This is a genomic window from Dactylosporangium sp. CA-092794 (assembly GCF_050948465.1).
Taxonomy (GTDB): Bacteria; Actinomycetota; Actinomycetes; order Mycobacteriales; family Micromonosporaceae; genus Dactylosporangium.
This window is the reverse complement of the sequence record NZ_CP192044.1, coordinates 7,138,610-7,150,943: the sequence shown is the minus strand read 5'-3', so window position 1 is coordinate 7,150,943 and position 12,334 is coordinate 7,138,610. Positions and strand designations below refer to the sequence as shown.

Sequence of the window (12,334 nt, the reverse complement as noted above, 5' to 3'; positions counted from 1 at the left end):
TGTCTTGTTCGGCGGTGGTACCCCGCTGCCGGGCCCCGAAAACGAGGGCGCTCGATCGGGAGCCGGCGGGCGTACGCACTGTTCACGCCGCGGTCAGGTGCCGATCACTGATCATCGCCCGGGCGTTCGCGCCGGGATCGGCAGACTGGGCGCCGGTCGGGCGGCATCGGCACGACTGGAGCCTCACCGGGGCGCCCGCGGACGACGGCGCCGGCCCGGGCCGCGACGCGGCCGTCCGGATCGCCGCCGTGATCGGCGCCCTCCTGCTCGCCGCGGCCGCCGCCGTCCTGGTCACGCGCCGGCTGCGCCGCCGGACGGTCAGCTGACGCCGTCCTCCGCGCAGTGCAGGACGGCGGCGCCGGAGAAGCGGTCGGCGGCGAGGTCCGCCAGGGCCCGGTCGGCCTCGGCCAGCGGGTAGGCGGTGGTGGTCACCCGGAGCCGGTGGCGGGCCGCGATGTCGAGGAACTCGCGGCCGTCGTCGCGGGTGTTCGCGGTGACGCTGACCAGGCGGCGCTCCTGGAAGAGGTGCTCGGCGTAGTTCAGCGGCGGGATGCCGGTCAGGTGGATGCCGGCGATCGCCAGGGTGCCGCCCCGGTCCAGGGCGGCCAGGGCCGGCGGGACCAGGGTGCCGACCGGGGCGAACAGGATCGCGGCGTCGAGCGGCTCCGGCGGCTCGGTCGCCGACGCCGACGCGGCGCCCAGCGACAGCGCCAGCTCGCGGGCCGCCTCGCCGCGGGTGACGACGTGCACGGTGGCGCCCTCGGCGATCGCGACCTGCGCCGCCAGGTGCGCCGAGGCGCCGAAGCCGTAGATGCCCAGCCGGCCGCCGTGCGGCAGCTCGGACCGGCGCAGCGCGCGGAAGCCGATGATGCCGGCGCACAGCAGCGGCGCGACCTCGTCGTCGGAATATGCGTCGGGCAGGCGGTAGACGTAGTCGGCCGGCGCGGCGCAGTACTGCGCGTAGCCGCCGTCGGCGTCCCAGCCGGTGTAGCGGGAGTACGGGCACAGGTTCTCGGCGCCGCGCAGGCAGTACTTGCACTGGCCGCACGTCCACCGCAGCCAGGCCACCCCGACCCGGGTGCCGACCGGCGGCCCGGACACGGCCTCCCCGAGCCGCTCGACCGTGCCGACCACCTCGTGCCCGGGCACCGTGCCGGGGTGGCGCGGCGCCAGGTCGCCCTCGGCCAGGTGCAGATCGGTCCGGCAGACCGCGCACGTGCGGATCCGGATGAGCACCTCGTCGGCGGCCGGCTCCGGCACGGGCAGCGACACCTTGCGCAGCGGGTGCGTCGCGACGGGCCCGGGCCGCTCGACGCGCCACGCGGTCATCGTCTCCATCGCCCCATTCTGTCCGCCAACCGCGCGAACGGCCCGCGCCCTCCGCGGATTCCACCCGGTCAGACGGACAGCAGGCGGTCGAGGAGCTGGTGGTACTGCAGCACGGTGGAGCGCATGCCCTCGGTGCTGTCCGAGGCGCGGGCGTTGCTGCGCTCGAGCTCCTCCTCGCGGTTGCGGACGCTGGTGGTGAGCTCCTGCACGGCCTCGTCCAGCAGCTGCCGGGCCTCGGTGAGGCTGCCCGACGGGTTCTCGACGAAGTGGGTCTGCACGTCGTGCCAGCGGTGCCGGAACTCGTCGGCCCGCTCGGCGTCCCAGATCCCCTCCTGGCCGGTCGCCGTGGCGTCCTCCGGTGAACCGGGCTGCGGCTGCGCGGGACCGGGCCGAGGCTGTGCGGGACCCGGCGGGGGCTTCGGTGTTGGACCTGGACGGGGCTGTGCGGGACCCGGCTGGGGCTGGCCGGGGCCGGGCCGCGGGGGTCCGGGCATCGGGCGGGCCCCGGCGCCGCCGGTCGGCGCCGGGCCGGGGCCCGAGGGCCGCTGGCCGCTCCGCCTCGGGTCGGAGGAGCTGTTGTCGCGCATGGCGATCCCACCTTCCGTGAAGAGGCCCGGGGTCAGCCGTGGCCGGCGGCGGTGCGGCCGCCCGGGCGGTCGCCGAGCAGGTCGGCGAAGAGGACCCGGTAGTGCATCAGCGCCTGGCGGAGCTGCTCCGTCGAGGCCTGGCCGCGCTCGTTCACCTTGTTGATCTCGTGGGCGTCGCGGTAGTGGCCGAGGGTCTCGGAGTGTTCGACGCTGAGGTCCTGCACCCGGGTGTCGAAGTCGTCGACGGGGTACCCGCGCTCGGCCATCACCTGGGTCACCAGGGCGTCCGCCTCCCGGGTCGCGGCCTCGGGCTCCTCGACGAAGTGCGCCTGCGTGCGCTCCCACTGGTCGGCGTAGCGCTGCCGCTGCCGCGGTTCGAGGTCGCGCAGCGACAGCTCGGCGTGCCGGCGCTCGCGCTGCTGCAGGTCGCGCTCGGCGGCCCGGCGGCTGGGCCGCTCGGAGACCGCCCGGTCGTACTCGGGGCCGAACCGGCGCCGCAGGGCCTTCGAGCGGCGGTACCGGCCGATGGACGTCGCGACGAGGGCGATGACGATCAGCACGACCACGACCACGATGATGGCCAACAAGGGTGTACCCGACATGACCAATCCCTTCGAAGCGATCAAACCAACGCTAGTCCGCGGTCGCGGCGGGCCACCTCACCCGCGGGTGCGGGGGCGGTGTTTCCGTGGTGCGGTGACCGGGTAGGCGACCAGCCATGGTGGACATCGATCGCACCGCGCGGGAGTACGCCCGCGAAGCCCCCGACGAGCGGCCCCTGCGCGGCTACGCGACCGTGCTCGGCGTGTTCGCGGCGGCGGCCGGCGCGGTGGCGGGCGCGGCCCGGCTGTCCGGGCGCGAGCTGCCGGTGCGGCCCTCGGCCGGGGACGTGGCGCTGCTGGCCGTGTCGACCCACAAGCTCTCCCGGCTGATCACCAAGGACGCGGTGACCAGCCCGCTGCGGGCGCCGTTCACCCGCTTCGAGGAGCCGGCCGGCGAGGCCGAGCTCAACGAGAGCCCGCGCGGCCACGGCGCCCGGCACGCGCTCGGGGAGCTGCTCACCTGCCCCTTCTGCACCGGGGTGTGGGTCGCGGGCGGCCTCGCGGCGGGGCTGGTGTTCGCGCCGCGGCTGACCCGCTTCGGCATGGGCGTGGCCACGGCCGTGGCCGGGTCGGACTTCCTGCACCTGGCGTACGACGCGGCGAAAAGGGCGGCCGCGGGGGACTGAGCCCGGGCGGCCGCCGGTGGACTGCCGGGCGGCATCAGCCGACGCCGGCGTGGTGGCGCGTCGTGATCCGGCCGAGCAGCTCGTGGGCGCGCTGCGCCCGCTCGGCATCCTCGCGGCACACCTGGTCGATGAATGCCCGCACGTCATCGTGCTCATGGGCGTCGTCGGCGTACTTCGTGTAGAGATACGCGCCCTTCATCGCGTGGTACTGGATGCTCACCAGGTCGTAGACGATGTCGTCGGCCGTCGAGTGCGTCTCGCCCATCGAGGAACTCCTTTCCATTCCGAAAGCCTCCCGGATTCGACTACCCGGCCGGCGCGCGGCTAAAGAAATCGGCGAAATCCAAGGGCTTGGCAGAATCGGTACCGACCAGTAATGTCAGGCCGTCTGAGCTGGTCGTTTGCCGTAAATGGACGGCGCCGGCACAGAACCGCCGAGTCGCATTGCGCGAGCCGGGGACCCAGGTAGTTCCGGGGTGAATCCATCGGCCTCATGGCCGTGGTAGGGCGAGCTTCCCGCCCGAATCCGTCAGCTAACCCGGTAGGCGGTCGCGGAAGGAGTTTTGCAAGGTGTACAACGCCCAGAACGACCCGCCGCCCATAGCGCGGCGCCTGGCGGCACATTTCGGCATGGCCGGCCGCACCGGGGACTGACGCCCCGGTTTCGAAGGGCCAGGTATCGGCCCTCGACATTTCTTATTGTTGCGCGAATAGCGTCCAGCGACGCCGTGCTCTCTACGGCGCCGGCGGATGACGCTGCGCGCGCGATCGACCATGCCCGAATCGGCTCAGCTTCAGGAGTACCCCTCAATGCACCGACGAATCATCGGCGCGCTGCTCGGCGCCGGCGCGCTCGCCGCCGTCTCCGTGACGACGGCCACCCTGCTCGGCCAGACCACGGCGCCGGCCGGCGCCCACGACACCGGCACCGCCGCACTGCGTGCCGAAGCGACGCACCCGCCGACGGCGACCGCCTCGGCGCCCGCGCCCGACCCGCTGGACCTCGCGCCCGCGGAGCAGGCCGTGTCCTACGACTTCCAGTATCAGCCGAACTTCTACTACTGCGGGCCCGCGTCCACGCGCATCGCCCTGACCTCGAACGGTATCTCGATGTCGCAGGACGAGGTGGCGCGGCGGCTCGGCACCACCGTCAACGGCACGAACTCGGCCGACAACGCGACCCACGTGCTCAACGCGGCGCTGGGCAAGGACGAGTACCAGACCCACTGGATCCCGGGCCAGCGCGCCGACGGCGAGCAGGCCGAGCGGCTGCAGCGCGACGTCGTGGCGGCGGTGACCTCCGGGCGCGCGGTCGTGGCCAACATCGTCGGCGGCGCCACCGACGTGGGCGGCACCTACCACGAGTTCGGGGGCGGGCACTTCGTGACGATCGTCGCCTACCGCGACCACGGCCGGCAGGTGCAGATCGCCGACCCGTCGGGCATGTTCGGCCCGCGGACCTACTGGATGGCCACCTACCCCATGGCGAACTGGGTGGCGTCGCGCGGCTACTCGGCCTGAGCGCGGCTGCGCCGGGGGCCGGCCTCGTCCGGGGCCGGCCCCCGGCGGTGCAGCACCCGGTGCAGCACCAGCCAGACCACGACGGCGACGACCGCGCCGGCCACGGCATACCACTGGTAGCGGCCGGCCGCCGCCTCGATCGCCGGGATGTGGTCGCCGACCAGGTAGCCGCCGGTCGTCCAGGCGCCGACCCACAGGGCGGCGCCGATCGCGTTGAACGTCACGAACCGCGGCCACGGCATGCCGGTGGCGCCGGCCACGACGCCGTTGAGCTGGCGCAGGCCCTCGACGAACCGGGCCACGGCCACCATGATCGGCCCACGGCGGGTCATGAAGCGCTCCATCCGGGCCAGGCGCTCCTCGGTCAGCCGGACGTACCGGCCGTAGCGCAGGATCAGCCGGCGTCCGCCGGTGCGCCCGATCCAGTAGCCGATGCTGTCGCCGGTCACCGCCGCCGCGAACGCGACCGCGCCGACCGCGAACACGTTGAGCCGGCCGTGCCCGGCGAACCCCGAGGCGATGATGATCGCCGTCTCGCCGGGCGCCGGCACCCCGAACCCCTCGATCAGCACCAGCACCGCCAGGCCCAGATAGCCGTAGTGGCCGACCAAGGCCGTGAACCCACCCACCTGCCGCCCCCTCGCTCTCCCCACCGCAACCATAAGCCGCCGGGCCCGGGCGCGCCGGGCCCGGCGGCCGTCAGCGGACGGGCTCGATCGGGATGCGGGTCCAGCTCAGCCCGTCGGTGGAGCGGTAGGCGGCCCGGTCGTCGAAGGCCAGGTACACGCCCGGCACCGCGGTCTGGACCGGTGGCCGCTGGCCGGACAGGGTGATGTGCTCGCCGAGCCCGCTCGGGCGCGCCTCCCGGTAGGTGGCGCCGCGGTCGCCGCTGACGAACCAGCGCTGCCGGTCGTCGGAGCGCAGCAGGACGACGTGGCTGCCGTCGGCGGCGAGGTACGCGTCGCCGTCCATGTAGTAGCCGGTGCCCGAGGGCAGCGTGTGGCCCGGGTCCACCGCCTGCCAGGTGGCACCGCCGTCGGTCGTGCGCAGCACCGCCGCGGCCGGCCCGGGCGCGGCCGTGGCCCCCGGCTCCGCCGTGTCGGTGCGTTTCGAGACGATCGCGTACGCCGTGACGCCGTCCGCGCTGGCCGCCGTGACCTGCACCGCGCCGGCCTCGTCGAAGGCGTGCACCGACCACGTGCGCCCGCGGTCACGGGTCAGGGCCAGCGCATATTGGTGAGTGTCGCTGATACCGATCACCCACGGCCCGGAGGAGGCCGGCGCGGCGTCGGTCGCGTTCACGTCCAGGCCGGGCTGAGCGCTCAGCGGCGCCATGCGCGCGGTCTGCGGGTCGACGGCCAGCAGCTTGCACGGCGTGTCGAGGGAGGTCGGCGCGCACTGGAGCCAGCCGTTGCCGGGTACCGCCGCCACGGGATCGGCAACCCGCTGCAGCTCACGCCAGGTCCGCCCGCCGTCGGTGCTGACGTGGTGATGCCGGATCAGCTTCGGCCCGGTGGCCCCGCTCGGATCGCCCATCGACTCGGTCGTGTGCAGCAGCACGCCGGGCGCCGGCGCGTCGACCTCGCCGTCGCCGAAGTCCTCCTGCCGCACCGTCCAGGTGCGGCCGCCGTCGTCGGACCCGATCAGCCGGGCCGGGCAGTCGTCCCCGCCGCACGTGCGCACGCCCGCGTACAGGTGTTCGGCGTCGGTGGCGGCGACCGACACCACCGGCCCGGCGCCGCCGCCGGTCTGCACGGGCTCCGGCACCGCCGGCACCGGCCGCAGGCCCTGCAGCCCCAGGCCGAGCGCCAGCCCGCCGGCCACCACCCCGGTCACCGTCCAGGCCGCCTGCCGCCGCCGCAGCCGGCGCCGCGCCGCGCCGTACACCTCGTCGGCGCGCAGCCGCGTCGGCGGCCCGTCCGCGCCGGCCAGCTCCTCGAACAACGTCCGCAGCCCGCTCATCGCCCATCACCGACCGCCGTCATCGCCCCGTCCTCCTCCAGTAGTTGCCGCAGCCGGGCCAGGCCCCGGGCCGTCTGGCTCTTGACCGTAGTCAATGAGCGAAAAAAGCTCACACAATCTGGACCACGTCCAGCACCCCACCTGGTGTGACCGAAACCGTTGCACCGCAACGCCATCCACATCCATGGGAGAGGCGCACCGCAGTACCCCGACCACCTTCAGCGCTCCCGGGAGCGCGAGCCAGCGACTGGAGGTCACCGCAAGTCTGTACCAGGCGCACGCCCGGTGGCTAACCGCTACCTACGTCGACCTGGAGTTCTCCGGTCTGGAGCGCGACTGGCTGCCGATCAGCGCCTCGCTCCACCTGACCACGGACCACGCCGCAGAACTGGGCGGATTCCTGGCCAACCTAAGCCAGATCGGCGAAGCCGAGCAGGCGGCGCAGGTCCAGGCGTACCTATCCGCGCTCACCAAGGAGGTGAGCGTGGATGACCACCCCAGCAACCACGGGTGATCTGGAGACTCGGACCAGCCGCGCCGAGGGGATCGTGCAGATCATCATCATGTTCGCCATCGGTGGCGCCGCTGGTGCGGCGAGCTTTACCCATGTCCACAACCTCGCCACCGCGCATGGCCAGGGCGGTTGGCTGGCCTGGGCCGATGCCGTCGTACTGGAGCTGATGTCTGGTGCCAGCGGGTTGGAGATCCGCCGGCGTAAACGCCAGCACAAGTCGGTGCACTTTCCGGCAGTGGTGCTGGTGTGCGCGGTGACGCTGTCGATCGCCGCGCAGGTGGTCGAGGCGGAGCGGTCGGTGATCGGCTGGCTGGCTGCCGCGCTGCCGGCGCTCGGCTTCTTGGTCATGGTCAAGATCGCCCTGGGTCGGATGACACCTGTCCTGCCAGCTACCCGTCAGCCCGCGCTGCCCGCGCCGGTCACCGCGCCCCAGTCAGTTCTGCCGATCAATCCGGCAGTGCCCGGTAACGCAACCGGCGCGTCGGACCGTCATCGCGTGGAGCGCCGTAGCGACGGTAAGGCAGCGGGCTCCATAGCGACACGCGGCGACGACGCGAGCCAAGCCAAGCGCCCGCGACGTGGCCGCGCGAGCGATCCGGGCACGGCCCCCGACGTGGCGCACCTGCTCCCGGCGGCGACCGCGGCACAGCAGGCGCTCCGCCGTCAGGGTCGGCCACTGACTCACAAGGCATTGACCGACCAACTCCGCGCCGACGGTCACAGGGTGTCCAACGCCCGCGCCGTGACCCTGCGGAAGATCCTCAACGATAGACCCGGAGCCAGCCCAACGCCGCAGTCCGAAGAGGCGGAGGTCGTTTCCACGACCGTAGTCGGACAGTAGCTACGCGGCTCGACACTGAGCATCGCTGTATCCCGCGTCGTGGTGGCCCGGGCGGGTCACCACGATGTCGGGCACGTGCGACTCGACGAGCCGTCGCGCGTAACCGCTTCATTCGTTCTTCGACAGTGAGGGTCGTGGTTCGCCTAAAGATCCTTTGATCGGCTGGGTATGTCTGCTGCTCTGTTGCAGGCGGGATGTTGTTCCGGATGCTGGAGCCGGGTCCGAGTCGAGTTGGATAGCCAGACGGTTGACGTCGATGTGCCAGCGTCGTAGCTCACTGACGGTAGGTGCCAGCTCGTACGGATGGGGGTGAGTCGCGTCGGAAAGCTGGGACCAAAGGAGGTATGTGTCGCGCGCTTCTGCCCGGCCTAGCACGTTCTCGAGAATGAGTAGCCTCATCGCGATGGGGCAGTCCAACATTTCTGGCCGGACAATGGTCCAGTACCGGTCGACGGCCTGCTCAAGTGCGACACGTATTAGGCGGGCGGCAGTGCGGGGCCAAAGCCCAGCGGTGCTGGGGTCCGGTTCTCGTAGCAGTCGGTCCGCGCAGGCGAGCGCCGACCAGGGTTCCCCAACTCCATGTTTCCGGAGTAGCGAGGAGTTCTCGCTCGGGGCGGTCATGATTCGCCAGCCTGAATGATCAGGTCACACAGGCGCTCGCTGTCGTTGATGATGCGGTCGAGCTCAGCGCGTGGATGGTGTGCTCCTTCGCGGACGTCGCGGAGGACGTCCGCTGCCCACGGCTCACCGACCAGTCTGTTGAGGGCCGTCATCAGTTGCCCGGTGCGGCGGCTGTCACCGAGCATCGCCAGGGCGACGCGGTGGTTGGTCGTCTGTGCCTTAAGGAGCCTTTCGTCGATCTCCCTGATAGAGACGTTCTGGGCGCGCAGGCGCCGGCGAGCAGTGCGCTGGCACGCTGCCTCGATCGCGTCCCGGCAACTTCCGACTGTTGCAATAGCGGCCAGGTCTTCGGGCAGCCGGTCCGTGCGCGCGATCTGGCGGGCGTCGGCGAGGTAGCGTCGGACGGGATCGAGGTTCGGCTTGATCTCGACGTTGCTGCCCTCCCTACGTACGACCTCAAGGATGTACGTGGGAAGCATCAGGCGTCGCAGCGCATCCGCGAGTCGGTCGTCGTGGGTGAAGACTACGACCTGACGGTGGCGGGCCGTCTCGTGCAGGACCTTTGCAAGCCCTTCCACCTTGGTGGGATCCATTGCCTGCACTGGATCGTCGATGACAACGAATCGGAACGGACTGTCCGGTGCCGTGCTTCGCGGTAGGAACAACGCTAGCCCGAGAGCGTGTAGCTCGCCGTTGCTGAGCATCGAGACGCCGCCGGCGACGCCGTCGATCCTGACCGGCAGTTCAAGCTTCCGTTTTGTCGGGCCTGAGCCTGCGAAGGCGATGGCTCCAAGATCAACGTTGCTCTCCTGGCGAAGATCTGACCAGATGCGTGAAGACTGATCACGAAAAGGGGCGAGTCGCAGGTCGCGGAGACGCTCGGCTTCATCTTTGATCCAGTCGAGGGCCACTGCGACGTCGTCGTGGGTGGGCCGTGCCTGTTCGGCCTCGGTGTGCAAGTCGAGTAGCCGCTGCAGTCGGCCGGCAAAGGGGCGCCACGCGTCTTCCAAACGCCGGAGGCGCTCAGTCGCTGCATCGCGGACCGCTGCGATGCTTTGCATGAGCTGAGGTAGCAGGCCGTTCAGCCCGGCCGCCAGCCTTGCGCCGTCGGCCTCGGCAGTGAGAGCAGCCCACGCCTGCCAGGCTGCCGCAGCCTCAGCGGTATCCACACCGTCCGGACTCTCGCGCACGAGTTCACTGGGCACAGCCTGAATGACCCGGTGTGCTCTACTCAGGGCGTCACGGAGGGCCTTTCGCGCGGCCGTGACGGCTGAAGCGCGTTTGCGTAGGCGCGTGATCTGGTCCGTAGTGCGCTCCCGCCAAGCGGCGTCGAGTGCGCCCTTGCCGCAGACCGGGCAGGGACCGTCGCCGTGCGAGGCGTGGTGCGCGAAGGCTGTTTCAAGGAGTTCCGCCAGTTGGTTCGCATCGTCCGCGTCCGTGCCCTTGACCTGTTCAACAGCTTCAGCCGCGACCTGTAGCCTCTCGGCGGCTGCATGGACCGCGCTGTCGTCCGGCGCTGACAGCGAGGCGAGGCGATTCAGAACGGCGCGGGCAGAGTCGCTGCCCATGTCGCGCTGGTCAGCCAGCGCCTCGTGCACGGCGGACATGTTTGGCGGGTTCGCCTTCAGCGCCTGCAAGGCGCGCCGGGCCCGGTCATCGGCGATCGTCTCAAGATCCTTAATCAGCTCTGGAAATACCTCCCGCGGTGCGGTAACTTTTTTGGCCAACTCGCCGCGCACCTCCATGAGAAAGTTCTGCGCGTGAGTAATGGCCTCAAGTCCGAGCACTGCAATGAGGCGATCGAACCCGGTGCTCGGTTTGCCGCTGACCTTGCCGAGGTCGTCATAGGACAGGAAAGGCCGGTACCGGTCGAGATCCTCATCCCAGCCGAGTTCCGACAGTCCGCCCTGCTCAACCCCGTCCCATTCCACTGCGGACACAGAATCGCCGATATCCTTGCCGGTCCATCGACGTCGTACCGTCAGATGGCGGCTGTCACCGTCGACCTGTAATTCAACAGCGACCTCGGCGTTTCCTCCGTCGTGGACGTTCCGCCACTGCTTGCGCCACTCGGCGGGACTGGTCGTAAGGCGATCGTTACGACCGGTCAGCGCGACCTCAGCGCCCTCAGCGAAGCTCGACTTCCCCGAACCATTGCGCCCAACGACTAGTGTGAGACCCGGTCCTGGGTCGAGAGGCAGCCTTGTCGCCGGTCCTACGCCACGGAAGCCACCGACCGTGATGCTCCTAAGCCAGACTTGACGCGGCGAGGGACTAGCCTCGTCCACCACCATCGCGGCGATCGGCTCGCGCGGTGACGTAATCGCCCGATCGAGCGTCGGCTTTCCGAGGACTGCGGCGAGAGCGAGACGCCGTGGTCCGGCGGGCAAGTCGCTTGCTGCCAGCCGCTCACTTACGAGCCGAACAACTGAGTCGCTTGACACCTTGTGGCGTCTCCTTCCTGGTGACATGCGCCGTGCTCGTTCTCTCGGCGACCATCTCGACGCTCGGTCCCTCAAAACCGGGCACGCCAGCGGTGCTTGCTGCACTTCGCGCACCGAAACAAGGACTCGGGGCTAACACCTTCAAGCCGTTGCACGCCCATCAAAGCACGCGGCGCCTTACGTCGGGCGTCGCCGCCCCACTGCTCGTGGCCACAGTCGGCGACCTCGACCAGTCGGTCGCCGGCCTTCGACCCACCTGTCTTGATGTAGAACCGTTCCTCCCCAGCCACAGGCGGCCGGCGGCCGCCTCCGCCATTGATCGGGGGCTCGGCCCGTCCATGTTCGATTAGAGCCAGGCGAGCTTCGACGAGAGCATCATGGAAGTTGGCTTCGTCGAACTGAACCACAGCCCCGTCCAGACATATCCGACAGAAGGTGTCGACGAGCCTCTCGGCGCCACGGGACATGGACCGCCACATCAACATGTATGCAGGTGGAGTGGCCCGCCCCAAGTTCGCCTCGACATCACGTACGTGACGGGCCGGGTCCTCAACAATCTCGATGCGTAGCCCCATGGCCGCGCCCATGGCCTCGATACGGGTGCGCCACGTCACATCGATCGCAGCAACCGTGCTGCCACCGCCCAACCAAATCGCCTTATTCGACGACCGCTGAGCAGCCGAACGCGCTTGCGGCAGTGCTTGGACGAAGAGTTCCTCAAGCTGCTCGGCCATCTCGTCCACGCCCGACACCACAGTGGCTGACGCGGTGGCAACAACAGGCGGAGCGAACCGCGACTTCATCGCCGCAAACGAGACCTTCACAATCGCCAGAACAGGTGTACGATTAGGCAGGTCGACGGTCGCAACGCTGGCAAACGCGCGATCGGCGCCCTGCGTTGGCGTGAGGGGAATGCACGTCGTGGGGAGGGTCAGAGCGGTCCAGACCGCCGGATGCCACGCGGCTTCGGCATGTCCGGCCGGCGGATGGGAGATCGTCTTCCAGATGTTGTCCAGCGACTGACGGTCTCGCGGTAGTCGGACAGGCGGTATGCCTGGGACAGCAAAGCGGAACTCCCGTCCGGCCAATTCGGCAAGCACTGGATCGCTCGCATCGCTTGGAGGGCGAGCGGCAGCAACGGACGTAGCGCGAATCGCGCTGAGACTAAACACGGCCGCGCCTGTCCTCTCGGTGCGACAGCAAGCCGCTCTGCATTACTCACCTCGACCAGCCGCCCACGACGGAGCGCCCGGGCATAGTTGACCCGGTCGGACTCCTTAGCGTTGC

The 12,334-nt window shown here is 70.3% G+C and carries 13 protein-coding genes and 1 riboswitch; of the genes, 5 read left to right on the top strand and 8 right to left on the bottom strand.

The window, feature by feature from the left end:
* The first annotated feature begins 14 nt into the window (after positions 1 to 14).
* Positions 15 to 326: a hypothetical protein gene (locus tag ACQPXD_RS30505; protein WP_432824767.1), complete on the top strand. Its 312-nt coding sequence runs from the start codon at positions 15 to 17 to the stop codon at positions 324 to 326.
* Here the strand turns inward: ACQPXD_RS30505 and ACQPXD_RS30500 are convergent.
* From ACQPXD_RS30500 to ACQPXD_RS30490, 3 genes are read right to left on the bottom strand one after another with little or no spacing between them, the layout of a single operon-like run.
* Positions 319 to 1,338 (bottom strand): zinc-dependent alcohol dehydrogenase family protein, encoded by a 1,020-nt coding sequence (locus tag ACQPXD_RS30500; protein ID WP_432824765.1) that lies wholly within the window; start codon positions 1,336 to 1,338, stop codon positions 319 to 321. The two genes, ACQPXD_RS30505 and ACQPXD_RS30500, sit on opposite strands and share 8 nt — an antisense overlap.
* A gap of 59 nt (positions 1,339 to 1,397) precedes the next feature.
* Positions 1,398 to 1,916 carry a hypothetical protein gene (locus ACQPXD_RS30495; RefSeq protein ID WP_432824764.1) on the bottom strand — a complete coding sequence of 173 codons (519 nt, stop codon included), beginning with the start codon at positions 1,914 to 1,916 and terminating at the stop codon, positions 1,398 to 1,400.
* Between the two features lie 32 nt (positions 1,917 to 1,948).
* Positions 1,949 to 2,518 (bottom strand): hypothetical protein, encoded by a 570-nt coding sequence (locus tag ACQPXD_RS30490; RefSeq protein ID WP_432824763.1) that lies wholly within the window; start codon positions 2,516 to 2,518, stop codon positions 1,949 to 1,951.
* A gap of 116 nt (positions 2,519 to 2,634) precedes the next feature.
* On the opposite strand from ACQPXD_RS30490, the gene ACQPXD_RS30485 reads away from it, so the two are divergent.
* Positions 2,635 to 3,144, top strand: a complete 510-nt coding sequence (locus tag ACQPXD_RS30485) for a DUF1360 domain-containing protein (RefSeq protein WP_432824762.1) — start codon at positions 2,635 to 2,637, stop codon at positions 3,142 to 3,144.
* Positions 3,145 to 3,178: 34 nt separating this feature from the next.
* On the opposite strand, the gene ACQPXD_RS30480 is transcribed toward ACQPXD_RS30485, so the two are convergent.
* Positions 3,179 to 3,409 (bottom strand): hypothetical protein, encoded by a 231-nt coding sequence (locus ACQPXD_RS30480; RefSeq protein WP_432824761.1) that lies wholly within the window; start codon positions 3,407 to 3,409, stop codon positions 3,179 to 3,181.
* Between the two features lie 157 nt (positions 3,410 to 3,566).
* Positions 3,567 to 3,707, top strand: a riboswitch (cyclic di-AMP (ydaO/yuaA leader).
* A gap of 247 nt (positions 3,708 to 3,954) precedes the next feature.
* On the opposite strand from ACQPXD_RS30480, the gene ACQPXD_RS30475 reads away from it, so the two are divergent.
* Positions 3,955 to 4,665 carry a C39 family peptidase gene (locus ACQPXD_RS30475; protein WP_432824760.1) on the top strand — a complete coding sequence of 237 codons (711 nt, stop codon included), beginning with the start codon at positions 3,955 to 3,957 and terminating at the stop codon, positions 4,663 to 4,665.
* On the opposite strand, the gene ACQPXD_RS30470 is transcribed toward ACQPXD_RS30475, so the two are convergent.
* Positions 4,653 to 5,294 carry a DedA family protein gene (locus tag ACQPXD_RS30470; protein ID WP_432824759.1) on the bottom strand — a complete coding sequence of 214 codons (642 nt, stop codon included), beginning with the start codon at positions 5,292 to 5,294 and terminating at the stop codon, positions 4,653 to 4,655. The genes ACQPXD_RS30475 and ACQPXD_RS30470 overlap by 13 nt on opposite strands.
* Positions 5,295 to 5,364: 70 nt before the next feature.
* Positions 5,365 to 6,627 carry a hypothetical protein gene (locus ACQPXD_RS30465; protein ID WP_432824758.1) on the bottom strand — a complete coding sequence of 421 codons (1,263 nt, stop codon included), beginning with the start codon at positions 6,625 to 6,627 and terminating at the stop codon, positions 5,365 to 5,367.
* A 184-nt stretch (positions 6,628 to 6,811) separates the two neighbouring features.
* Between ACQPXD_RS30465 and ACQPXD_RS30460 the strand changes: the two genes are divergently transcribed.
* Both ACQPXD_RS30460 and ACQPXD_RS30455 read left to right on the top strand, forming a co-directional pair.
* A complete protein-coding gene (locus ACQPXD_RS30460; RefSeq protein WP_432824757.1) occupies positions 6,812 to 7,141 on the top strand; it encodes a hypothetical protein in 330 nt (109 codons plus the stop codon).
* A 49-nt stretch (positions 7,142 to 7,190) separates the two neighbouring features.
* On the top strand, positions 7,191 to 7,982 hold the full coding sequence (locus tag ACQPXD_RS30455; RefSeq protein ID WP_432844014.1) for a DUF2637 domain-containing protein: 792 nt from the start codon (positions 7,191 to 7,193) through the stop codon (positions 7,980 to 7,982).
* Between the two features lie 617 nt (positions 7,983 to 8,599).
* Here the strand turns inward: ACQPXD_RS30455 and ACQPXD_RS30450 are convergent.
* Positions 8,600 to 10,897: an AAA family ATPase gene (locus ACQPXD_RS30450; RefSeq protein ID WP_432824756.1), complete on the bottom strand. Its 2,298-nt coding sequence runs from the start codon at positions 10,895 to 10,897 to the stop codon at positions 8,600 to 8,602.
* Positions 10,898 to 11,118: 221 nt separating this feature from the next.
* Positions 11,119 to 12,147, bottom strand: coding sequence for a hypothetical protein (locus tag ACQPXD_RS30445; RefSeq protein ID WP_432824755.1), 1,029 nt, complete (start codon positions 12,145 to 12,147; stop codon positions 11,119 to 11,121).
* Positions 12,148 to 12,334: the final 187 nt, after the last annotated feature.